Below are 22315 nucleotides of genomic sequence, written 5' to 3' on the forward strand. Positions count from 1 at the left end.
AGCGAGGCGCAACGCGGGCCCGGGATGCAGCGGCGGCCTAAGGCATTTCGCGGTCGCGGCTCGCGCCGCCCCCAATCCCCAATCCCCAATCCCCAATCCCCACTCCCTACCCCCGCCCCAAAGCCAACTCGCTGACCGGGTCGAAGAAGTGCATGCGCTCGGCCTCGTAGGCAAGATGCAATTCGTCGCCGACCTTGGGCAGATCGTAGGGCGGCAGGCGCACGACGATCTCGTCGCGCCCGCAGCGCAGGTTGAGGAAGGCTTCGTTGCCGACCGGTTCGACCACTTCGACCCGGGTCGCCAGGGTGGCGGCGCCGGGCGCGGCCGGGCGCAGGTGCTCGGGGCGCAGGCCGACGATCAGTTCGCGGCCGACATAGCCGCGCAGGGTATCGGCCAAGGCACCGGACGCAGGCAAGGGCAGCTCGATGCCCTCGGCGACCCTCGACACCAAGCCGTCGCCGCGCTCGTCGACGCGACCGGACAAGGTGTTCATCTTCGGGCTGCCGAGGAAGGTGGCCACGAACAGATTCACCGGCCGCTCGTACAGCGCCATCGGCGTGTCGATCTGCTGGATGTGGCCCTGCTTCATCACCACGATGCGATGGCCCAGGGTCATGGCCTCGATCTGATCGTGAGTGACGTAGATCATGGTCGTGCCGAGCTGGCGATGCAGGCGCGCGATCTCCACCCGCATGCCCATGCGCAGCTTGGCATCCAGATTGGACAGCGGCTCGTCGAGCAGGAACACCTGCGGTTGCCGCACCAGCGCCCGGCCCAGAGCGACGCGCTGGCGCTGGCCGCCCGACAGGGCCGCGGGCTTGCGTTGCAGCAGCGGCTCCAGTTCCAGCATCGCCGCCGCCGCGCCGACCCGCTCGGCGATCTCGGCCTTGCCCGCGCCGCGCAGCTTGAGGCCGAAGCCGAGGTTCTCGGCCACGCTCATGTGCGGGTACAGCGCATAGCTCTGGAACACCATGGCGATGTCGCGGTCCTTCGGCGCCACCTCGTTGACCCGACGCTCGCCGATGCGCAGTTCGCCTTCGCTGATCGTCTCCAGGCCGGCGACCATGCGCAGCAGGGTCGACTTGCCGCAGCCGGACGGCCCGACCAGCACCAGCAGTTCGCCGTCTTCGATCTGGAAGCTGGCATCGGCCACGCCGACATAACCGTTCGGATAAACCTTGCGCAGACGATCCAGGGTGACCTTGGCCATGAACTCTCCCGACGAAGACGAACGCGGCGGTGCAATCGGCGCCGCCCTGGGCTATTCTGCCATGTAACCGTTTTCATGCACGCCCCGACGGCGTGCCGCGATCCTGGGAGCGCTCCATGTCCGCCCCTCGCCGCCGCCGCGCCCACCGTACCCGCACGCAGGGTCGCGCGTGAACCCGCTCGCCGCTTCATGCCGTCGCCGATGCTCGTGGCCCCTCCGCATGGCCCGAGCCCGCCACGCCATGGCGCTGCCCGCCTCCCACGCCGCGATCGTCGGCGACGATGCGGAACGCCGCCGAGATGTGCCGACAAGAATGCGCCGTCGCCGCGCCCGGCGCGCGACGCGCGGCAGCGATCGGCCACTATGTCGCGCGACGCCCCGGCGGCGATATGCTTGACCCCGTCCCGGCGCCCGCGCCTGCGGCACCTCGCAAGGCGCACCGCGATCCTTCGAGTTCCCCCTTCCCCCTTTGGTCCGCGCGTTCCATGCACGACACCCTGCTGTTGTTCGGCGCCACCGGCGATCTCTCCCAGCGTTATCTGTTTCCGTCCCTGATCCATCTGTGGCGCGACCGGCTGCTGCCGACGACGTTCCGCATCGTCGCGGTCGGCCGCCAGGAACTGAGCGACGACGAATTCCGCGCCTGGCTGCGCGACCGCATGGCGGCCGAGGTCGCCGACGACGCCGGCGTGGTCGAGGACCTGCTGGCGCGGATCGCCTACGTCTCGGTCGACCTGCGCGACGAAGCGGCGATCGCGCAGGCGCTGTCGGCCTACGCCGACCGCCCCAGCGTCAGCTATTTGGCCACGCCGCCGGACCTGTTCGTGCCTTGCGCACAGGGGCTGAAGGCCGCCGGCCTGCTCGACGGCGAATCGCGGCTGGTGCTGGAAAAGCCGATCGGCCGCGACCTGGCCTCGGCGCGCGCGATCAACGCCGCGCTCAAGGCATGCCTGGACGAGTCGCGGATCTTCCGCATCGACCACTACCTGGGCAAGGCGGCGGTGCAGAATCTGCTCGCCCTGCGCTTCGGCAACACCTTGCTGGAGGCGGTGTGGCAGCACCGCTGGATCGAGTCGGTCGACATCCTGGTCGGCGAGACCGCCGGCGTCGACGGCCGCGAGGGCTACTACGCCCATTACGGTGCGCTGCGCGACATGGTCCAGAACCACATGCTGCAGTTGCTGGCGCTGATCGCGATGGAACCGCCCTCGGCGCTGGACGCCGACAGCATCCGCGACGAGAAGCGCAAGGTGCTGCGCGCGCTGCGGCCGATGAGCGAAGCCGACGTGGCCCAGCACACCGTGCGCGGCCGCTACGGCGCCGGCGTGGTCGAAGGCCGCGCGGTCAAGGGCTTCGTCCATGACGAACCGGTGGAGACCTTCGTCGCAGTGCAGACCTGGATCGACAACTGGCGCTGGGCCGGGGTGCCGTTCCGGCTGGTCACCGGCAAGCGCCTGGCCGAGCGCGCGACCGAGGTGGTGGTGTCGTTCCGCCCGGTCGCGCACTGGCTGTTCGACCGCCCCAAGCGCGGCCGCGAGCGCCCCAACCACCTGCGCATGCGCCTGCAGCCGGACGAGACCATCGAGTTGGGCCTGATGGGCAGCCTGGCCGCGCCGGAATGGGGCGCGCTGGAACTGCGGCCGATGTCGCTGGACCTGTCGATGTCGACCTCGCCGCAGCGGCGCATCGCCTACGAACGCCTGCTGGTGGACGCGCTGCGCGGCAACCAGACCCTGTTCGTGCGCGACGACGAAATCGAAGCGGCCTGGCAGTGGATCGACAGCATCGAACAGGCCTGGAGCCGCAACCGCCAGCCGGTGCTGGAGTACCCCGCCGGGTCCTGGGGCCCGGCCGAAGCCGAGGCCTTCCTGCCCCCGGTCAACGGTCAGCGCGGAGGTCGCGCATGAGCGGCGCCCTGCTCGCGGACATCGGCGGCACCAACGCCCGCTTCGCCCTGTCGACGACCGACGGCGCACGCCCGCAGTTGTGCGCGGACAGCGTGCAGATCTTCGCCGTCGCCGACTTTCCCTCGCTGGCCGATGCGGCGCGCCACTACCTCGACCGCACCGGCGCGACGCCGAGCCACGGCGTGTTCGCGGTCGCCGGCCGGGTCGACGGCGACGAGGCGCGGATCACCAACCACCCTTGGGTGATTTCCGCCGAGCGCACCCGCCAGGCCCTGGGCCTGAGCCGGATCGACCTGGTCAACGATTTCACCGCGCAGGCGATGGCGGTGTCGCTGCTGCAACCCACCGACGTGGTGCCGATCGGCGGCGCGCGCTGGAACGGCTGGGACGACGACCGCGACCGCACCTACGCCATCATCGGCCCGGGCACCGGCCTCGGCGTCGGCGGCCTGCTGCGCCGCGACGGCCGCTACTACCCGCTGCAGACCGAAGGCGGCCATGTCAGCTTCGCTCCCGGCACGCCGGAAGAGATCGAAGTGCTGCAACGCCTGTCGGGCGAATTCGGCCGGGTCTCCAACGAACGCCTGATCAGCGGCAGCGGCCTGGTCAACCTGCATCGCTCGCTGAGCCAGATCGCCGGCGAAGATCCCGGCCCGCTGCAGCCGGCCGACATCACCGCGATGGCGCGCGAAGGCGACGAACGCTGCCTGCGCGCGATCGATCTGTTCTGCGCGGTGTTCGGCGCCGCCGCCGGCGACCTGGTGCTGACCCTGGGCGCCTGGGACGGCGTGTTCCTGCCCGGCGGCCTGGTGCCCAAGCTGATGCCGTGGCTGGCCCACTCCGGCTTCCGCCAACGCTTCGAACACAAGGGCCGGTTCTCGCCGACCATGGCGCGGATCCCGACCCTGGCGGTGACCCATCCGCAGCCGGGTCTGCTCGGCGCCGCAGCACTGGCGGCGCAACGCGCACCGGCGCCGGCGGTGTAACGGCGAGCGGCGAGGTCCCCAACGGCCGCGGCTGACCGCCCGGCCGCTCGTCTCCACGCCGGACCGTCCAGCCGCGGCGGCCGCGACTGCGACGACGGCGCGCTTCCGGTTCCGGCGGCGACGGTGCGGACGTTCGTGCGGCCCGCCCGGACCGCTGGCCGGCGCCCTCGCGCAAACGCCGTTTTAAAGAACGCCGTGCGAAGATCCGCCCATGCTCGAGGACACCCAGCCCGTCCCGCACGACCCGGCCCAGACCGTGGCCGCGCCGTATCGTTGGCACGAGCACCGCAGCGTCGATCACTGGACCTGGGCCTGCGCGGTGGCGATCGCCGCCGAGCTGCGGCGCGAGCTGCAACGGCGGCCGCGCGCACGGTTGCTGCTGTCCGGCGGCACCACGCCGGCGCCGGTCTACCGCGCCCTGGCGCGCGCGCCGCTGGATTGGGCGCGTGTCGACGTGGCCCTGGTGGACGAACGCTGGCTGCAACCCGGCGATCCGGACAGCAACGCCTGGCTGGTGCGCCAGCACCTGCTGCGCGACAACGCCGCCGCCGCGCGTTTCGAGTCACTGACCCGGCCCGGACAGCGCATCGAAGAAGCGGTCGCCGCCGCCAATGCGCACGCGCTGCAACCGGCCGGCGCGGTGGTGCTGGGGATGGGCGAGGACGGCCACACCGCCTCATTGTTTCCCGACATGCTCGGCCTCGAGCGCGCCCTGGCCTCGCGCCAGGCCTATGTCGCGGTCGATGCCGAAGGCTGCCCCGGCGCCCGCGACTGGCGCCGCCGCATCAGCTTGACCCCGCGCGGCCTGGCCCAGGCGCAGGCGCGGTTCCTGCTGATCCAGGGCGCGAGCAAGCGAGACGCCTTCCTGAACGCACTGGCCAGCGGCGACGTGCAACGCTGGCCGGTGCTGATCAGCCTGCAAGGCCCGAATCCGCTCGACGTGCATTGGTCGCCCTGAGCGCCGCCGCCCTCCTGCAGGAGCGGCGTGAGCCGCGACAAGGAATGCGCAGAGCCCGATGCCGTCGCCAATGATCGACACCGAACACCGCCGCAAGGGATAGGAGCGGCGCGAGCCACGACCGCGCACCTGCAGGCAACAACGCGGCGGCCTGGTGGCCGCGCCACCGCGGCGCGCAACCGGAAATCGCGTGCGCCCCCTGAGACGCCCTCACCTATCGCCGGAACCGCGCGTACGCCTCAACGCACCTCGACCACCACCTCCGCCGGCGCACGCTCCAGCTTCAATTCGTCGCCGTTCCACGTTGCGGCCTTTCCATTCACCCTGGTCGCTCCCGGCGCGTCGGCATACGGCCACTTCAACACCGCCCCGCCCGGCGGCAGGTCGAGCCCGGACGCCAGACTCAGCCGCAGTTGCTTGCCGTCGCGGCGCAGTCGATAGCCCAGTGCGCCGTAAGGCGTGCGCAGCCCCTCGACCGACACGCCCTCGCCCGCCAGCCAGGGCCGGGGCACGCCGGCGCCGATCACCAGCGCATGGTCGCGATCGCGCGTGTACGCGAACAGATCCAGCGCCGAGCGCACATAGTCCGACTCGACCCAGGCATGCGGCAGATCGCCGACGAAGAACGGCGTGCGCGGCGTGCGCGACACCACTTCCGCCCACTGGTTCCAGGCCCGCGGCTGCTGGTCCTTGAAGAAAAACGCCAGCGCTTCGTGCGCGCGCTCGCGCCAGCCCAGGCGGACGAAACTGCCGATGGTACGCAACTCGTACGGGGTGTAGTCCTTCCATTGCCGGCGCCCGTCGCGGCGTTCGACGAACTCCTTCCAGTAGCGCTCGAAGGTGTTGCGCAGCAAGCGCTCGGGCAACAGCCCTTGCTCGCCGCCCGGCGCCAGCGCGATGGTGGTGGAGGTCGCGTCGAAATCGCCGAGTTCGGCCGCGCCCGGCAGATAGTCGATCCGGTGCGCCTGCGCCGCGGTTTCCAGCGAACGGTACAGGTCGGCGCGGAACTCGTCGCGCGATGCGGCGAAGGCGCGCGCCTGCTCGTCCTTGCCCAGCCACCGGGCGATGTCGACCGCGTCCTTGTAGCCGCGCAACGCCCAGAAATTGTCCCAGTACGAATGCATCGGCTTGGCCGAATAGCCTTCGTGGCTGATCGAGGCCGGCATCATCCCGTAGAAGGCCGGGCCGCGCGCGCGGTTGGCCTCGGTGCGCTCGCTCAGGCGCAACTCGTCCATGTAGCGCACCGCGCCGGCCACGTGCGGCCACATCGCCTCGAGCAGGGCGCGGTCGCGGGTGTAACGATAGACCTCGGCGACGGTGAAGATCAGCTCGCCGTGGCTGTCGTTCTCCGGCACCGGGTCGCTGCCGCGGTCGTCGACGCAGCACGGCACCTTGCCGTTGTCGAACTGGTACGGCGCATACCAGCGCAGGAATTCCTCGGCCACGTCCTCGCGCCCCATGCGCAGCAGGCCTTCGCCGATCATCGCACCGTCGCGCACCCAGGCGCGCGCGTAAGAGCGCGTGCCCGGCTGCAGGCGCGGGCCGACCCGGCTGATCAGCATGTGCGCCAGGCCGGTGCGCAAGGTGTCGACCACGTGCTGACCGGCTTTGGGAACGCGCAAGCGGACCTTGTCGAGCTTCTCGCGCCACAGCGCCGCCGTGCGTTGCTGCCATTGCTCCGCCAGCGCCGGATCGCGTTGCGGCCAGAAGCCGTCGCCGCGCCTGGGCAGCTCCACCGCGACCTCGCGGGTTTCGCCGGGCGCCAGCCGCATCGGGTACAACAGCACCGCCGACGCCAGCCCGGTCGGATCGTCGACCCGGTCCTGGTCCGGCCACGGCGCCGGCGAGCGCAGGCGTTCGACCGCCTCGCCGCTGTGCAGGGCGGTGGCGAAACCCGCCGCGACCGGGCTCAGCGACTGCAGCGCCGGCCGGCCGTCCGCGCTCACCCGGCCCGCCGCCAGATCGAGCTGGATCGTGCCGATCGCGCCGACGCCGCCAGTGGTGCTGAGGAACTGGGTCGGCGGATTGACCTGCAAGGGCCGCAGCGCCAAGGCCAGGGTCGCATCGCGCGCCTGTGCGCCGTCGTTGCGCAATCGGTAGCGGGCGACGATGCGTTGGTCCTCGCCGGGGGCGCCGGTTTCGGGCGCGAACGCGACGATGTCCAGGCGCAGGCCATCGGCCTGCCACGACACGCCGGGGATCGGCAGATAACCGTCCTGCAGGTTCTGGCCGATCTGGGCATCGGCCCAGGTCAGCAGCCGGCCGTGCGCCGAAACGCCCGCGCCGCGGTCGGTCAGCAGGAAGGGTTCGACGCTGAATCCGCCCTTGTTCGGCTCGATCGCGCCGTCCTCGCCGATCAGGCTCTGCACCGCGCCGCCATCGGTTCCGAACAGGGTCCAGTACGGCTGCTCGCCGATGAAGCCGCGCGGATAATCGCCGCGCGGCGCGCGTTGCGCCCATTGCCGGACGTAGTCGTTCGGCGTCGCCGCGAACGCCAATGGCTGCACGCTCATCTCCGCCAGGCCGAAACCCGGACCGCTGCCGCGCAGCGGCCGCAGGCGCAGATAGCGCGCCTCGCTCTCCGGCAGCGGCAGCAGATCGGTGCCGCCGTTGCCGGCGGTCACCGCATAGGCTTCGCGCCACCGCTTGCCGTCGTCGGACAGCTCGATCCGGTAATCCGAGGCGAACCCGTCGGCCGCCCATTGCAGCGCCAGGCCGCCGAATTCGCGCACCCAGCCCAAGTCTAGGGTCAGCGCCGGATGCGGCGCAGGCTGGAAGCCGGCACGCCAGGCGGTGGCCGGATCGCCGTCGGCCGCGAACGCCGCGCGGCTGCCCGCCGCGCTGGACGTCGCCGAGACCGCACCGGTCAACGGCGCGCCGTCGTCTTTGGGCAGGGCCTGGAAACGCAGTTCGTCGAAGCACACCGAGCCCTTGCCGCCGACGCTGTTGTAGACGGTGAATTCGAGCTTGGCGCTGCGGCGCAGGAGCGGATCGGCCGCCGGCCCCCAGGCGCGGCCGATGTGGCGTCGCTTGTAGGTCACCGGCGTCCACGACCTGGGATAGGCGTAGCGCGGCTTGTTGACCCACCACACGTTGTCGCCGCTGGCATCGACCAGTTTGAACTGGAGGTCGTTGTCCGGCGAATCGCCGCGCAGGCGGACATCGAAACGGTAGTTGTCCGGATACTCCAGCGGCAGCTCGCGCTGCAAACCGGCATAGCCGGACACGCCGTTGAAGTCGTAGTCCAGGCACAGGCCGCGCCCTTCGGCACCCTCGACCGGGCGCAGACTCGCGCTGACCTGGTTCGAGGCCACCACCGTCCACGGCGCCGCCGATTCGAAGCCGTCGAGCAGGCGCGAAGCGGCCTGCGCGAAAACCGGCAGCGGCGAGCACATCGCGATCAGCAGCGCCGCAGCGCCGATCCGCAGCGGCCGCACCGCGGCCGGGCGCGCGGCCGCCGCCGCGCTGCAGGGTTTCGCCATCGTTCGCACCTCTGGGCCGCGGCCCGCGCGGCATGTTTCGCGCACGCGGCGCGGTCGCGGCAGCGTCGGCCTCAGCCCTTGACGCTGCCCACCAACAGGCCCTGCAGGTAGTAACGCTGCAGCGCCAGGAACAGCAACAGCACCGGCACCACGGTCACCACCGAACCGGCCATCATCATTTCGTTGTCCTGCACGTGCTCGCGCGACAGCGAAGCCAGCGCTACCGGCAGGGTTTGCAGGCTGTCGTCGCTGAGCACGATCAGCGGCCACATGAAATCGTTCCAGGCGCCGAGAAAGCTGAAGATCGCCAGGGTCACCAGGATCGGCCGCAGCACCGGCAACACGATCTGGAAGAAGATCCGCCATTCGCCGGCGCCGTCGATGCGCGGCGCCTCCAGCAGTTCGTCGGGAATCGAACGCGCGTACTGGCGCACCAGGAAGATGCCGAAGATCCCGGCCATGCCCGGCACCACCGCGCCGGCATAGCTGTTGATCAGGCCCATTTGCTTGAGCATCAGGAACAGCGGCATCATCGACACCTGGGCCGGGATCACCAGCGCCGCCAGCAGCAGCCGGAACACCCGTTCGCGCCCGGCGAAGGCGAGTTTGGCGAAGGCGTAACCGGCCAGCGTGTTCAGCAGCACCGCGATCGCCGTGACCAGGGTCGAGATCAGGAAGCTGTTGAGCAGGTAGCGGCCCATGCCCATGCGCGAGAACAGCTCGGCGTAGTTGTGCAGGGTCGGGCTCGCCGGCAGCAGCGGCGGCGGAAACGCGCTGGCCTCGCCCGGCTGCATCAGCGACACCGCCAGCATCCACAGCAGCGGCGCCACGCTCAGCGCCGCCAGCGCGATCAACAGGCCGTTGACGATGGCCCGGGCCAGCCAGGCCGGCATGCCCGCATCGTTCATTCGACCCCCTTGCGGCGCGCGATCCACATCAACGCGCTGGTGGTCGCGGTCATCAGCACGAACAGCAGGAAGGCCACCGCCGAAGCGTTGCCCAGGTTCCACCACTTGAAGCCTTCTTCGTACATCAGGTACAGCACGCTGACCGTGCTCTGCAGCGGGCCGCCCTGGGTGATCACGTAGGGCTCGGCGAACAGCTGGAAATAGCCGGCCAGGGTCAGGATGCTCACCATCAGCAGCACCGGGCCGAGGATCGGCAGGGTGATGTGGCGGAACTGCCGCGCCGGGCTGGCGCCGTCGATGCGCGCGGCCTCGTACAAGTCCTCGGGAATCGCCTGCAGGCCGGCCAGGAAGATGATCATGTTGTAGCCGAAGTTCTTCCACACCGCGAACAGGATGATCGCCGGCATCGCCCAGTCCGGATCGCCCAGCCAATCGACCGGGTCGATGCCGAGCTGGGCCAGGCCCCAGTTGATCAGGCCGTAGCGGGTATGCAGCAGATAGCGCCAGATCACCGCCACCGCGACCACCGTGGTCACCACCGGAGCGAAGAACGCGGTGCGGAACAAGGGCTTGAACCAGGCCAGGCGCGAATGCAGCAGCAAGGCCGCGCCCAGCGACACGGCGATCGACAGCGGCACGCCGACCGCGACGAAGTACAAGGTGTTGCCCAGCGCGCTCCAGAACAACGGATTGCGCAGCAGGTTGAGATAGTTGTCGAACGCGACGAAGCGCAGGTTCTCGATATGCGCCAGGGAATAGATGTCGAAATCGGTCAGGCTCAGCGCCAGCGCCGCCAGCACCGGCACGGCGAAGAACACGCCGATCACGCTCAAGGCGGGCGCGGCGAACACCCAACCGGCGGTGGACGGCTTCATCCGCCCTCCCCGGCCGCTTCGCCGATCGTGTGATGGTCGAGCATCCAGCGCCGCTTCTCCAGGATCCGGTCGGCGCGGCGGTCGAGCTCGGCCGCGGCCTGGTCGACGCTGAGGCGGCCGTTGGCCAATTGCTCGCCGACCAGTTTGATTTCCATCGCGATGCGCTCCCACTCCGGCACTTTCGGCGTCGGCCGCGCGCGCTCGAGCTGGTCGCGGAACGCGCGCGCGTACGGGTCGGCGAGCAGCGCCGGCGCGTTCCAGGAGGCCCGCCGCGGCGGCAGATTGCCGCTCAGGCCGTGAAAGCGCACCTGCACCCCGGGTTCGGACAGATAAGCGATCAGTTTCCAGGCCGCGTCCGCGCGCTGGGAGCCGCGAAACAGCACGAAGCTGGCACCGCCGGCCACCGACGCGCCGGGGCCGTGCTCGCCCGGCAGCGGCATGGTCATCCAGCGGTCCTGCAGTTCCGCCGGCAGGCGCTTCCTGAACTCGGCGATGTTCCAGGGGCCGTTGACGTAGAAGCTGAAATAGCCGCGGCCGAATTCGTTCCAGACATTGGCGATCTGGGTGTTGCTGGCCAGCGGCGCCCACTTGCGGTCGAAGGCCTCGCGGTAGAACGCCAGCGCGCGCTTGAAACCGGGACTGCGGAAGTTGCCGTAGCGGCCGTTGTCGCGCAGCAGCGGGTCCGGCGACTGGATGCCCAAGTTGAGCAAGGGCTCGGGCTCGTTGAGCGGAAACAGCACCGCGTAGCGATCCGGCCCGACCTCGCGCTTGATCGCCGCCATCGCCTGCTGCCATTCGGCCCAGGTGGCCGGCGGCCGCTCGACCCCGGCCTGAGCGAGCAGATCCTTGCGGTAATACGGCAAACGGGTTTCGACGTACCACGGCACCGCATAGGTGCGGCCGTCGATCACGCCGGTGTCCCAGGCGCCGGCGAAATAGTCGTCGCCGCGCAAGGTTGCGGTATCGGCCAGGCGGCGATCCAGCGGCTCCAGCGCATCGAGCAAGGCGAATTCGGAGATCCAGGTGTTGCCGATCGCACCCACGTCCGGCAGCGAATCGCCGGCGAACGCGGTCAGCAGCTTCTCGTGCGCGGCAGTGATCGGCAGCTGCTGCACTTCGACCCGCAGCTGCGGATTGCGCCGTTCGAACTCGGGAATCAGGCGCTGCACGACTTCGCCTTCGAAGCCCATCGCCCAGAACTTCACCACCGTGCGCCCGTCCTCGCGCGCCGAGCAACTCCCCAGCAATATCGCCAGAACTGCCGCCGCAACCGCGCGCAATCGTCCCGTCGCCGACGCCGCCCGCCCATCGCCTGCTCGCCGTTGGAACAGCCGGGCCAGAGGAGCGCGTATTTTGCGTGACGCGTCACGCCGTCCGACGAGCGACGGACCGCCCCCCCACCCGACGCTTGGCGCGCCCGCGCTCACGTCTTCATTCCGGCTTCGGCGCATTCTGCGTCGCCGGCGCGTTGCCGCGATTGGCGCGCGACTCCGCCTCGCCCAGCGCGCGCGCCGTGGCCGGGTCGATGGTGCCGGAGGGCTTGGTCGCAGGCGCCGGCTTGGCGTCGCCGGGCTTGGCCCCGTCCTTGCCCGGCTCGGCGTCCTTCGGCTCCAGCCAACCGCCCTTGAACCCGGCGCGCTGCAGGCCGGTGCGGATGTAGGGATTGCGCTTCATCACGTTCCACACGAACTCGTTGCGGTAGTTCGTGATCATGGTGAGGATCGGGCCTTGGTCGATGCCGATGTAGTCGCTGGCCACCCAGCCCTGGTCCGGCACCAGCCGCCCGGTCTTGAGCGGGATGTCGTACTTGAAGCTGGGATTGAACGAATCCAGGAAGCCGTAGCTGGAATAGATGAACTCGCCGTAGCGCTCGTGCATCGACACCGTGGTCGGAATCACGATCTCCGGCGCGAACGGCAGCGAGGCGATCGCCGCGGTCGGGGCGATGGTGCCGTCGTCGAAGTTCTCGCGTAGGCCGGCGCCGCGCGCCGAGTAATGGCGGAACTGGCGCTGCTCGCCGCGGTACTCCTGCAAGGTCTGCTGCGGGCCGTCGCTGGCGGTCAAGCCCCATAGCTCCGGGCCGTAGTCCTCCCACTTCATCGGGTTGGCGATCGCATAGGCGCGCTGCGCGTAGGCGGCGCGGCGGCTGTTCTCGAAGTAATCGATGCCGCGCTCGCGCATGTAGTCGTCCTGGATGCCGCGGAAGTCGATCCAGACGTGGCTGTACTGGTGGCCGAACAGCGGGCCGAAGGCCAGGAACTCCTCGCCCTGGTACACGCCCCAGACGTCGTTGTAGGTGCGCGTCCACACCGTCCAGGCTTCCGGCTCGACCGCATGGGTCGGCGAGCCCAGCGCCAGCACGTACAGCAGCATGGCCTCGTTGTAGCCCATCCAGTCGTGCTTGATGAAGCCCGACTCGGGGAACCAGCCCATCGAGATCAGCGGTTTGTTCTGTTGCAGCCACTGCCAGTCCACGCGCTTGTACAACGTGTCGGCGATCGCGCGGATCTCCTTCTCGCGCGGCTCGTCGCGGTCGTAATAGGACTGGGCGAACAGCACCCCCATCATCAGCAGGCCGGTGTCCACGCTCGACAGCTCGACCCAGCTGTCGTAGCGCTGGCCCTTCTGCATGTCCAGGAAGTGGTAGTAGAAGCCCTTGTAGCTGCCCTTGCCGCTGGCCTGCGGGCCGCTGGGCAGGTCGCGCAGGAACTTCAACGTGGTCAGGGTGCGGTCCACCGCCTGGGTGCGGCTGACCCAGCCACGCTCGATCCCGATCGGGTACGCAGTCAGGGCGAAGCCGACCGAGGCGATGCTGGCGAACGGCCGCGACGGATAACGGTCCGGCGTCAGCCCGTTCTGCTCGTTGCTGGTGTCCCAGAAGAACTGGAAGGTGCGCTTCTCGATGTCGCGGAACAACGGCGGCAGCGCCAGCCGCTCCTGCTTCAGCGGCTCCACCACCACCGGCTCCGGGGTCACGATGGGCTGGGTCTGCGACTCGGTCTCGGGTTTCTTGCAGCCGGCCAGCGCGATCAACAGCGTGCCCAGGACTGCGAAGGAAACTGCTCGTGTTGCCGGCTTGACGCGTCGCATGAAAAACCCAAGACCCCTGTGTCTTTGATTGAATCCAAGTCGGCCGCGCCGCGATGGCGCGGCGCGACCGGGCGACGCCGGCCGCATCGGCGGCCGGCGCGCGCGGTTTTACCAGCTGAAGCCCATCGACAGCTTGAACATGCGCGTCGGCAGGATAATGCCGTCCTGATGCTCGCCGAACTTGGCGTTCGGCGCGCCCAGGCGACCGGCGTAGGTTTCGTACTGGTTGTAGTTGCGTTCGTTGGTGACGTTGAGCAGGTCGCCGCGGATGCGGAACTTGATCCCGGCGCCGGTATCGAATTCCTTGCTCACCGCCAGATCGAGCTGTTTGAAGCCGACCGTGTCGTCGGGCTTGAACTGATCGGTGAAGCACTGGCCGTCGTTGCCGGCCGGCGCCTGCGAGCAATTGACGAAGTAGTAGCCGGTCGGGCTGGCCAGGGTCAGCTTGCCCGAGAACGTCAGCCCCCACGGACCATCGTAGATGCCGGTCGCGACCAAACGGTGGCGAGGCACGCCCTTGGCGTCGTGCCAGCCGAAGCCGGACAGGCTGGGATGATCGAGCGAGAACGACTCGCCGTTCTCGCGATTCTCCTCGGCATCGGTCAGGGTATAGGCCAGGGTCACGCCCCAGCCCGATTCGCGCGTATACGGCTTGTCGACCTTGACCAGCAGCGAATTGGCCCGGGTCTCTATGCCGTTGACGCCCAGAATCAGGGCGCGACCGAAACCCGGGATGCCGTTGCCGAACGGCGCGCCCCAACGGGCGCCCGCCGGATAGAACGAACCGTCGGGGCGGCGGTTGCCGAGCAGGAAGGCGAAGCCGTCCTTGCTGACGATGCGCGACAGGCCGATGTCGGTCTGCCATTCGGTCTCGCCGAGGGTGATCGCGTTGCGCATGCCGATGCTGAACTGATCCGAATACGGCGTCTTCAGATCGTTGTTGAGCAGGAACACTTCGCGGCCATTGTTCGGATCGGCCGCGACCAAGGCTTCCAGCGCCGCACGATCGAAGTAACGCGGATCGAAGGCCAGACAGTCGCCGACGCCCGGCGTACAGGTGTGGCCGGGCTGGTTGAAACGGAACGAATAGGTCGGGAACGTGCCCTTGGTGGTTTCCAGCTGCAGGTTGTTGAAGATATTGCGATCGTAGGCTCGGCCGGCGCCGCCGTAGATCACGTGGCGCTGGTCGGCGTTGAGATCATAGGAAAAGCCCAGGCGCGGCTGGAACGCATCCTTGAAATTGCTGCGCTGGCGGCCGTTGCTGATGTAGTCGTTGAGATCGATGCCGCCCCGGGCCAGGGTCTGACGATAGCTCTGCCCGGCGGGTGCGCGCGGGTCCTGGCTGTCGAGTGCGGCGATCACGTCGGCCGGGGTGCGATAGTCGGTGTAGACGTCGCTGGTCTCGTAATCCCAACGGATGCCCAGGTTCAGGGTCAGCTTGTCGTTGACCTCCCAATCGTCCTGGATGTAGATGCCGAACTGCTTGTTGCGCGATTCGACGCTGCCGTCGGCGATGCCCGGCAGGCCGGCGCCGAAGCGGACCAGGTAGGGCGCGCCCAGATCGCGGTCGATGTCGTAGAAGAACTGCGGGTTGTAGGGGATCTGCTCGGCCGCGCTGATGTCGATGACCTTGTACTTCACCCCCATCTTCACCGTGTGGTAGCCGTGCCACTGCAAATCGGTGAGCGTCAGATCGTCCTGCAACGACCAGCCCTTCTGCGCCTTGTTCTGGAAATTCTCGCCGGGGCCGGCGTTGAGCACGCGCTTGCCGCCGTTGGAATCGATGTCGGCGCGCGTCAGCACATAGCCGTTGCCGAAGGCGTTGGCGCGCGGGTTGTAGCTGGCGTCCTCATAGGTCAGGTGGGCGTCGTTGAGCCAGCCTTGGCCCGTGAACTGGTAGCGCAGGTCGACGCGCTTGTCGGTGTTGTCCTTGGCGGTACCGAACGGCACGGTGCTGATGCCGTCGACGCCGGTGATCTCGGTCTCGTCGCGGTACTTGCCGGTCAGCTCGAAATAGTGGTTCTCGCCGAGCAGCCAGTCGATCTTGGCGAAGTACAGGTCTTCCTTGAACGGCGCGTTCACGCCGCCGATCAGCGATTGGAACTGGGCCGGCAGCTGCGCCGCGCTGACGCCCTCGCCCGGCTTGATCGTGAACGGCGTGTTGTACTCCTTGGCCTCGTAGGCGACGAAGAAGTGCGCGCGGTCGCGCAGGATCGGGCCGCCGAAGGAGACACCGTACTGCTCTTCCTTGGAATCGGTCTTGCGCCCGGCCTTCTCCTCGGCCGGGGTCGGCGAGCGCCACTTCTCGGAGGTGTAGTCCCAGAAGAAGTCGCCGTGGAATTCGTTGCCGCCCGAGCGCGTCACCGCGGTGATCGCAGCGCTGCTGAGCTGATCGAACTCCGCCTTGTAATTGGAGGTGATGACCTTGTACTCGCCGATCGCCGACTGCGGGAACGGGTTGCCGCGGGTGTCGTCCTGGCCGCTGACGCCGCCGGGCAGGACGTAGTTCTTCTGGCCGACGCCGTCGATGTAGACGTTGACGCCGTTGGAACTCTGCGCGCCGCTGCGGATCGAGGTCGAGCCGTTGCCGGACTGGATGAACTGCACGCCCGGCACGGTGTCGGCGAAGGCAAGGAAGTTGCGCGTGCCCTGCGGCAGCGATTCGATCTGCTTGGTGCTGATGTAGGTCGCGTTCTCCGAGGTGCGCACCTCGGCCAGCGCTTCGCTGGTCACGGTGACCTTGTCCAGCTCGGTCGCTTCACCCGCCGGCGCGGTCTCGGCGAGACCGCCGGTGGACACGTTGAGCGTGGCCGACTGGCCGACCGCGACGGTCACGTTGCGCGAATTGGTCTTGCCGCCCGCGTCGACGTCGATGCGATACGCGCCCGGCGGCAGGCCGGCCAGGGTGTAGTTGCCGTCGGCGCCGGTCTGCACCTTGCGGCTGAGGCCGCTGGCGAGGTTGGTCGCGGTCACGCTGGCGTTGGCGGCGGGGCCGGCGTCGCCGCTGACCACGCCGCGGATGGTCGCGGCGGTGCTTTGCGCCAGCGCGGCCGGCGCGGCCATCGCCAGGCAGCCGGCCAGGGCGCAGGCCAACAGGCTGCGGCCGGGGCGTTGCATCGGGTAACGCGGGGTGCTTCGGTTCATATGCTTTCCTCCCTCCAAGGAGCACGTACTGCAAGTCGTTGCGGTGGAGCGGCCTTTATGTAATCGCTTACAGCCGCAGCCAAATTTTTTTCCGCGCGGATCAGCCGTCGCCCCCTCGACGCATGCCCGATTCGCGAACGATGAGTTCCGGCTGCAGCAGTTCGCTTTGCCGCGGTTCGTCGGTGTCCGGCGCCGCTTCCTGCGAGGCCTGTTCGGCGGTGAGCTTGCTCAACAAAAGGCGCGCCGCGCGCGCGCCCAATTCGGCGATATTGACCCGCATGGTCGTGAGCGTCGGGTGCACATAGCGGGCCAAGGGAATGTCGTCGAAGCCGGCCACCGCGACGTCGTCGGGCACTTTCAGCCCGGCCTGGGCGAAGGCGAACAGACACCCCAGGGCCATCATGTCGTTGGCGGCGAACACCGCGTCCGGGCGCTGCGGCGCGGCCAGCAAGGCCAAGCCGGCGCGATGCCCGGAAGCTTCGTCGAACTCGCCCGGCAGCACCCATTCGGCAGCCTTGGGCAAGCGTCGCGCCAGCGCTTCGCGATAGCCGCGCAGGCGCTCATGGGCGTCGTAGTTGGCTTCGGGGCCGGCGATGAAGGCGATGCGGCGATGGCCGCAGTCGATCAGATAGTCGACCATCGCCTGTGCGCCGCCGTAATTGTCGATGCTCAACGACATCGGCCCCGGCACGGCGCATTGCGAGTTGATCAGCACCACCGGCAAGGCGCTGTCGAGCTCCTCGGCGACCGTGCTTTGCGCCTGCGCGTACGGCGACATCACCAGCAAGCCGTCGACCCGGCCGCGCATCGCGCGCAAAGCGGCGACCTGCTCTTCCGGACAGCCGTGGTAGCTCGACACCAGCAGGTGCAGGCGATGTTCGCGCGCGATCTGATCGACGCCGCGCACCAGTTCGGAGAAGAATTCGCCGTGCAGGTCCGGCAGGACCACGCCCAGGGTCTGGGTGCGCCGGCTGCTGAGGCTGCGCGCCGCGGCGTGGGGCGTGTAGCGCAGATCGCGGGCCACGGCGAGCACCCGCCGGCGCACCTCTTCGGCGACGTTGCCGTGGCCGTTCAAGGTACGCGACACGGTCGCTACCGACACCTGCGCCGCGCGGGCGACGTCTTTGATCGTCACGCTCACCACGTTCCTGGACCGCCCCTCTCGCGGTGGGAAAGTGGGCCGACTGTAAACGTTTTCAGCCGCGAGTGTAAAGAGCGCGTTAGCCGCGCTCGATCACGGGCATTATGCTGCGCCGCGGCAAACTCGTCGACCGCCAGAAGCAGGCTCATCCGGCCCTTCTAGCGGAATCGGGCGCAGCTTCGCACCCCGCGCCACCGCTGCGCTCAGCGCGCGGCCTCTTCCGGCGTGCGCGCGCTGATCGCCAGCGCGTGGATATCGGTGTTCATCAGTTCGCCGACCGCGGCATAGACCGCGCGATGACGCGCGATCGGGCTGAGTCCGGCGAAAGCCTCGCTGACCACCGCGACGCGGAAATGCCCGCGCCCGTCCTGAGCCCCGGCGTGACCGGCGTGGCGATGGCTTTCGTCTTCGATCTCCAGCGCCTGCGGCGCCAGCGCGGCCTCGATCGCGGCGCGGATCGCAGCGACGCGCTGCTCGCGCGGCAGCGGCCCGGCGCTCACGGCAGCACCTTGCGGAACGGCCGCACCTCGACCCGCGCGTACACGCCGGCCTCCACGTACGGGTCGGCGTCGGCCCAGGCGCGCGCCGCCTGCAGCGATTCGAACTCGGCCACGATCAGGCTGCCGCTGAAACCGGCGGGACCCGGGTCTTCGGCGTCGATCGCCGGACACGGCCCGGCCAGCAGCAGGCGGCCCTGGTCGCGCAGCGCTTCCAGCCGCGCCAGATGCGCCGGGCGCGCCTGGCCGCGCTTGGGCAGCGCATCGGCGACGTCGTAACCCTCGATCAGATACCACATGGCGACCAGCGACCTCGTAAGCGGCGTGAGGCCCGCATTCTAACGGCGTCGCAAGCGCGACCGACGATGCCGGATGCGGCGCATCGCCGCGCCCCCTCATCCGTCCCTTCGGGGCACCTCCCCCCGCAAGTAGAAGGGCGGCGCAGCAGAACGCAGTTCTGTCCCGCTCGCGGGAAGAGCCCGTTACGCCGTCCGCCGCCCGTCCCCGCATGCGGGGAACCCACCGCCACGCCGCCTGAGCCTCCTCCCACATGCTGGGAACAGACCGCCGCGCCGCCTGAGCCCCTCTCCCGCTTGTGAGACAGGGGTTGGGGTGAGGGCCGCCCTGTTCCAAACGACACGGCCCGCATCGTCGCCGATGCGGGCCGCGCTTCATCGCGAGTGCGACGAACTCAGGGCCTCAAGCGGTCATCGGCCGCTGCGCCTGCGCCTGGCTCGGCTGGGCGACCTGCGGCGCCATCGCCGGCACGTCCTGCTGCAGCTTCTGGGTCGATTGCTCGACCGTCTGCTGCACCGCCTGTTGGCGGTCGGCGAAGGCGCGCCGATGGCTGGGGTCGGTCGGCTCGCCCTGGACTGCGAACAGGCCGGTGCCGCTGGCGTTGGGCACGACATGGTCGATCCGGTTCATGCCGCTGACCCGCGCGTCGTAAGTCAGCGTCGCCGCGGCGCGTTCCAGATCCTGGTGATTGCGGAAACCGCCGAGCTTCTCCAGCCCGGTGACCGCCTGCCGGTACATGGCGTTGTCGGGGTGGTTGGCGTCGGACAGCAGCGGCGAGCGCGCGGCGTCGGCCGAACGCGCCGGCGCGTCGGCGCGCTGGGCGTTGCGCAACGCGTTGAAGGTGTCGCGGCCGACGATGCCGTCGTCTTCCAGGCCGTGCGCGCGCTGGAAGGCCTGCACGGCCTCCTTGGTGCGCTGGCCGAACTTGCCGTCGGCGGTCAGGGCGTGGCCGGCCGCATCGCGGAAGCCGAGCTGGTTCAGGCGGTCCTGCAGGTTCTGCACCTCCGGGCCGCGCTCGTCCTTGCGCAGTACGCCGTCGGCCATCGCGTTCGGGCGCGGCTGCGAACCGTTGCCGCCGGGGTTGTGCACGCTGCGGCCGTTGCCGGACACGTCGCTGACCTGGGCCCGGCCGGTCAGGTTGTCCTGCGCCGCCGGACGCCGGTCGGTGGTGATCGCGCCGCTGTCGATGTCGCGCACATAGCGCTCCATCTGCGGCAGGTAGCTGGTGTTGATGTCGATGTGGACGTGCTTGCCGAACGCGCTCGGGTTGCCGTTGTTGAAACCGCCCTGGATGCCGACCGACTGGCCGTACTCGATCCGGTCGCCGGCCTGCAGATGGGTGTTGCGCAGGTCCAGGTGACGGTACTGGGCGATCATCTCGCGGTTCGGGTCGCTGGCCGGACGGTCGTAGATCTGGACGATGCCGTCGCTGGGGTCGACCCGGCCGATGTAGCCGCTGGCCACCGCGGGCACGGCCACCGAGCTGGAGCCGCCGGCCTGCAGCACGAAGTCCTTGGAGACGTAGTAATCGCCGTCGCGGGAGACGGTCGGGGTGCCGCGGTAGTTGCCGAGCAACTCTTCGCGCTCGCCGTTGACCGTGCCGTAGACGCGGCCGCGCTCGTTGCCGCGGCTGGGGTGGTGGCGTTCGAGGTCTTGGTAATCGTGGACGTGTTCCACATTACGGCCGACCGATTCGACGATCGAATATCTGGGCATCTAACTTCTCCTTGTCGATGGTGGTTCCGGGCTTCCGCTGCCGTTGCCGGCGACAGCGGCGGCAGGCGTCAACGCAGCTGTTGGCTCAGCTGCCAGCAGCCTTGTTCGTACTTGAATACATAGGCTTCGGGCGCGCCCTTGGTGTTGGCGACGTCGTCGTCCGGGGTGAACTCGGCGCGCACGTAGTCGACCCGCATGCTGTCGCCGTCGAGCGTGCGCCGGCTGTCGATGCGTTCGAGCTGATCGGCGTCCTTGCCCGGCTCGTCGTAGACCCATTGGCTGTCGACCAGGGCGATCCGGAACGGGCCGGCCTGGTCGCGCGGCATGGTCTGCATGGGCTTGGCCGGGTCGCGCAGGTCGCCGATCTGCAGTTGCGCGGCGGTATAGGCCTCGCGCACCGCCGGGTCCTGGACGAAGCGCTCGAAGAAGGCGCCGAAACCGTCTTCGCTGCGCTGGCAGGCTTCGGCCGGCAGGACCATGCGCGCGGGAGTCGTGGCGACCTCCGGGGACACCGGCGCGGCAGCGGCGGTGTCGGCGGCGGGCGGCGGCGCGGTTTGCGGGGTCGAGCCCTGGCCGCAGGCGGCCAGGCTCAGCGCCGCGGCCAGCGCCAGGGCGAGCGTGGTGACTTCCTTCATCTCAGTACCGGTCCGTAGGTTATTCCCCGCGGCACAGTCTAAACGCAGTAAGGCTCGCCCGGGAAACCCCGCCCCGCCTGGCCCGGCGCGCCCGCACGAACGCAGCGGCGTTCAGGCCGGACGCTGGACAGTACCGGCCCCAGCCCTTACCCTAACTGTCAATTGCCCCAAGGCCAGCTGCAGCGGCCCGTCGCGACCGGCCCCACCCCGTCGCCACGTTCAGCATCCGTACTCCCACGCACACCATCGGTGCGCCGGTACGCCATGCCAAGTTGCAGCCCACAGGCCGGCGCCCGCAACCTCCTCTGCCTGAGACCGTCGCCCCGCGCGCCGGCAGGCCGGGACCGTTCGGGCCAAAGCACACGACTTTTACAGTGGTCCGTAGCACCCGTAGGGAACCCGATCCGGTCTTCGCACGACCCGGGGCGGCCTCCCGATGCGGCCCTGCGCCGCAAGCCTCGTCGCAACTGCAGTGCCCACGGCCCGGAGGGGCCGGCCTCGAATGACCAACGAATCCGCGCCCGCCGCGCCCGAACCCACGCCAGCGCCGATGCCGCCGCAGCAGCAGGAGATGCCGCTGGCGGTGGTCCACGGCCAGCCGGTTCTGCAGATCCCGCAGGATCTGTACATCCCGCCGGACGCGCTCGAAGTCATTCTGGAGGCCTTCGAAGGCCCGCTCGACCTGCTGCTGTACCTGATCCGCCGGCAGAACCTGGACATCCTCGACATTCCGGTGGCGGACATCACCCGCCAATACGTCGACTACATCCAGGCCATGCACGAGATGCGTTTCGAGCTGGCCGCCGACTACCTGGTCATGGCCGCGATGCTGGCCGAGATCAAATCGCGCATGCTGCTGCCGCGCGCGCCTAACGAGGAAGGCATCGAGGAAGACCCCCGCGCCGAGCTGGTGCGCCGGCTGCAGGAGTACGAGCGGTTCAAGAAGGCGGCCGAGGACATCGACACCCTGCCCCGCCAGGACCGCGACACCGCGCCGGTGCAGGCCTTCGTGCCGGACCGGGCCGCGATCAAGCTGCCGCCGCCGGTGGAACTGCGCGAGATGCTGCTGGCCCTGCACGACGTGTTCAAGCGCGCCGAGCTGTACACCCAGCATGCGATCAAGCGCGATGCCCTCAGCGTGCGTCAGCGCATGGGCGAGCTGCTCACGCGCATGGCCGACGGCGTGTTCCACCGTTTCGAGAGCCTGTTCACGGCCGAAGAGGGCCGGCTCGGGGTGGTGGTGACCTTCCTCGGCCTGCTGACCCTGGCCAAGGAACAGTTGATCGAAATCGTCCAGGACGGACCGCTGGCGCCGATCTACGTCAAGTCGCTGGCGCTGATGACCGATCCCGAGGAAATCGAGCTCAGCAGCGAGTTCGACGACGCGGCCAACGACGAGAGCGCTTCGTGACCGCCGTCGGCCGGACCGCCGCGCGCCTTCGCCATTAAGGTTCCACCGTTTTTCCAAT

Annotated in this window: 16 protein-coding genes; 4 read left to right on the forward strand and 12 right to left on the reverse strand. The window is 69.2% G+C overall.

What is annotated here, in order from left to right:
* Nucleotides 1–106: 106 nt before the first annotated feature.
* Complete coding sequence (locus tag V2J18_RS12455) at nt 107–1210, reverse strand: ABC transporter ATP-binding protein (RefSeq protein WP_064747852.1); 1104 nt, start codon at nt 1208–1210, stop codon at nt 107–109.
* 389 nt (nt 1211–1599) lie between these two features.
* Between V2J18_RS12455 and zwf the strand changes: the two genes are divergently transcribed.
* The 3 genes from zwf (at nt 1600) to pgl (ending at nt 5061) form a co-directional block, all read left to right on the forward strand.
* Nucleotides 1600–3117 carry a glucose-6-phosphate dehydrogenase gene (gene zwf, locus V2J18_RS12460; protein WP_425606005.1) on the forward strand — a complete coding sequence of 506 codons (1518 nt, stop codon included), beginning with the start codon at nt 1600–1602 and terminating at the stop codon, nt 3115–3117.
* The gene (gene glk, locus V2J18_RS12465; protein WP_064747850.1) at nt 3114–4103 is read left to right on the forward strand and encodes a glucokinase; all 990 of its coding nucleotides are present in this window, start codon (nt 3114–3116) and stop codon (nt 4101–4103) included. Before zwf ends, glk begins: the two co-directional genes overlap by 4 nt.
* Before the next feature lie 211 nt (nt 4104–4314).
* Nucleotides 4315–5061: a 6-phosphogluconolactonase gene (pgl, locus tag V2J18_RS12470; protein ID WP_336131931.1), complete on the forward strand. Its 747-nt coding sequence runs from the start codon at nt 4315–4317 to the stop codon at nt 5059–5061.
* 239 nt (nt 5062–5300) lie between these two features.
* Here pgl and V2J18_RS12475 read toward each other — a convergent pair whose 3' ends face one another.
* From V2J18_RS12475 to V2J18_RS12525, 11 genes are all read right to left on the reverse strand, one after another.
* Nucleotides 5301–8456 carry a discoidin domain-containing protein gene (locus tag V2J18_RS12475; protein WP_336133105.1) on the reverse strand — a complete coding sequence of 1052 codons (3156 nt, stop codon included), beginning with the start codon at nt 8454–8456 and terminating at the stop codon, nt 5301–5303.
* A gap of 158 nt (nt 8457–8614) precedes the next feature.
* A complete protein-coding gene (locus tag V2J18_RS12480) occupies nt 8615–9451 on the reverse strand; it encodes a carbohydrate ABC transporter permease (RefSeq protein ID WP_261370102.1) in 837 nt (278 codons plus the stop codon).
* Complete coding sequence (locus V2J18_RS12485; RefSeq protein ID WP_064747849.1) at nt 9448–10326, reverse strand: carbohydrate ABC transporter permease; 879 nt, start codon at nt 10324–10326, stop codon at nt 9448–9450. The genes V2J18_RS12480 and V2J18_RS12485 overlap by 4 nt, the downstream gene beginning before the upstream one ends.
* The gene (locus V2J18_RS12490; RefSeq protein WP_425606006.1) at nt 10323–11534 is read right to left on the reverse strand and encodes a sugar ABC transporter substrate-binding protein; all 1212 of its coding nucleotides are present in this window, start codon (nt 11532–11534) and stop codon (nt 10323–10325) included. Before V2J18_RS12490 ends, V2J18_RS12485 begins: the two co-directional genes overlap by 4 nt.
* A 223-nt stretch (nt 11535–11757) precedes the next feature.
* The gene (locus tag V2J18_RS12495) at nt 11758–13416 is read right to left on the reverse strand and encodes a glucoamylase family protein (RefSeq protein WP_336131932.1); all 1659 of its coding nucleotides are present in this window, start codon (nt 13414–13416) and stop codon (nt 11758–11760) included.
* 108 nt (nt 13417–13524) lie between these two features.
* Nucleotides 13525–16560: a TonB-dependent receptor gene (locus V2J18_RS12500; protein WP_336131933.1), complete on the reverse strand. Its 3036-nt coding sequence runs from the start codon at nt 16558–16560 to the stop codon at nt 13525–13527.
* A 100-nt stretch (nt 16561–16660) separates the two neighbouring features.
* The gene (locus V2J18_RS12505; protein WP_261370101.1) at nt 16661–17701 is read right to left on the reverse strand and encodes a LacI family DNA-binding transcriptional regulator; all 1041 of its coding nucleotides are present in this window, start codon (nt 17699–17701) and stop codon (nt 16661–16663) included.
* Between the two features lie 203 nt (nt 17702–17904).
* Complete coding sequence (locus V2J18_RS12510) at nt 17905–18201, reverse strand: BolA family protein (RefSeq protein ID WP_261370100.1); 297 nt, start codon at nt 18199–18201, stop codon at nt 17905–17907.
* Complete coding sequence (locus V2J18_RS12515; protein ID WP_064747846.1) at nt 18198–18497, reverse strand: YciI family protein; 300 nt, start codon at nt 18495–18497, stop codon at nt 18198–18200. The genes V2J18_RS12510 and V2J18_RS12515 overlap by 4 nt, the downstream gene beginning before the upstream one ends.
* A 400-nt stretch (nt 18498–18897) precedes the next feature.
* On the reverse strand, nt 18898–20211 hold the full coding sequence (locus V2J18_RS12520; RefSeq protein ID WP_064747845.1) for a peptidoglycan-binding domain-containing protein: 1314 nt from the start codon (nt 20209–20211) through the stop codon (nt 18898–18900).
* A gap of 68 nt (nt 20212–20279) precedes the next feature.
* On the reverse strand, nt 20280–20846 hold the full coding sequence (locus V2J18_RS12525; protein ID WP_336131934.1) for a hypothetical protein: 567 nt from the start codon (nt 20844–20846) through the stop codon (nt 20280–20282).
* 502 nt (nt 20847–21348) lie between these two features.
* Here V2J18_RS12525 and V2J18_RS12530 point away from each other — a divergent pair.
* The gene (locus V2J18_RS12530) at nt 21349–22257 is read left to right on the forward strand and encodes a segregation and condensation protein A (protein ID WP_064747843.1); all 909 of its coding nucleotides are present in this window, start codon (nt 21349–21351) and stop codon (nt 22255–22257) included.
* Nucleotides 22258–22315 lie beyond the last annotated feature (58 nt).

It is taken from the genome of Lysobacter firmicutimachus (assembly GCF_037027445.1).
Classification (GTDB): domain Bacteria; phylum Pseudomonadota; class Gammaproteobacteria; order Xanthomonadales; family Xanthomonadaceae; genus Lysobacter; species Lysobacter firmicutimachus.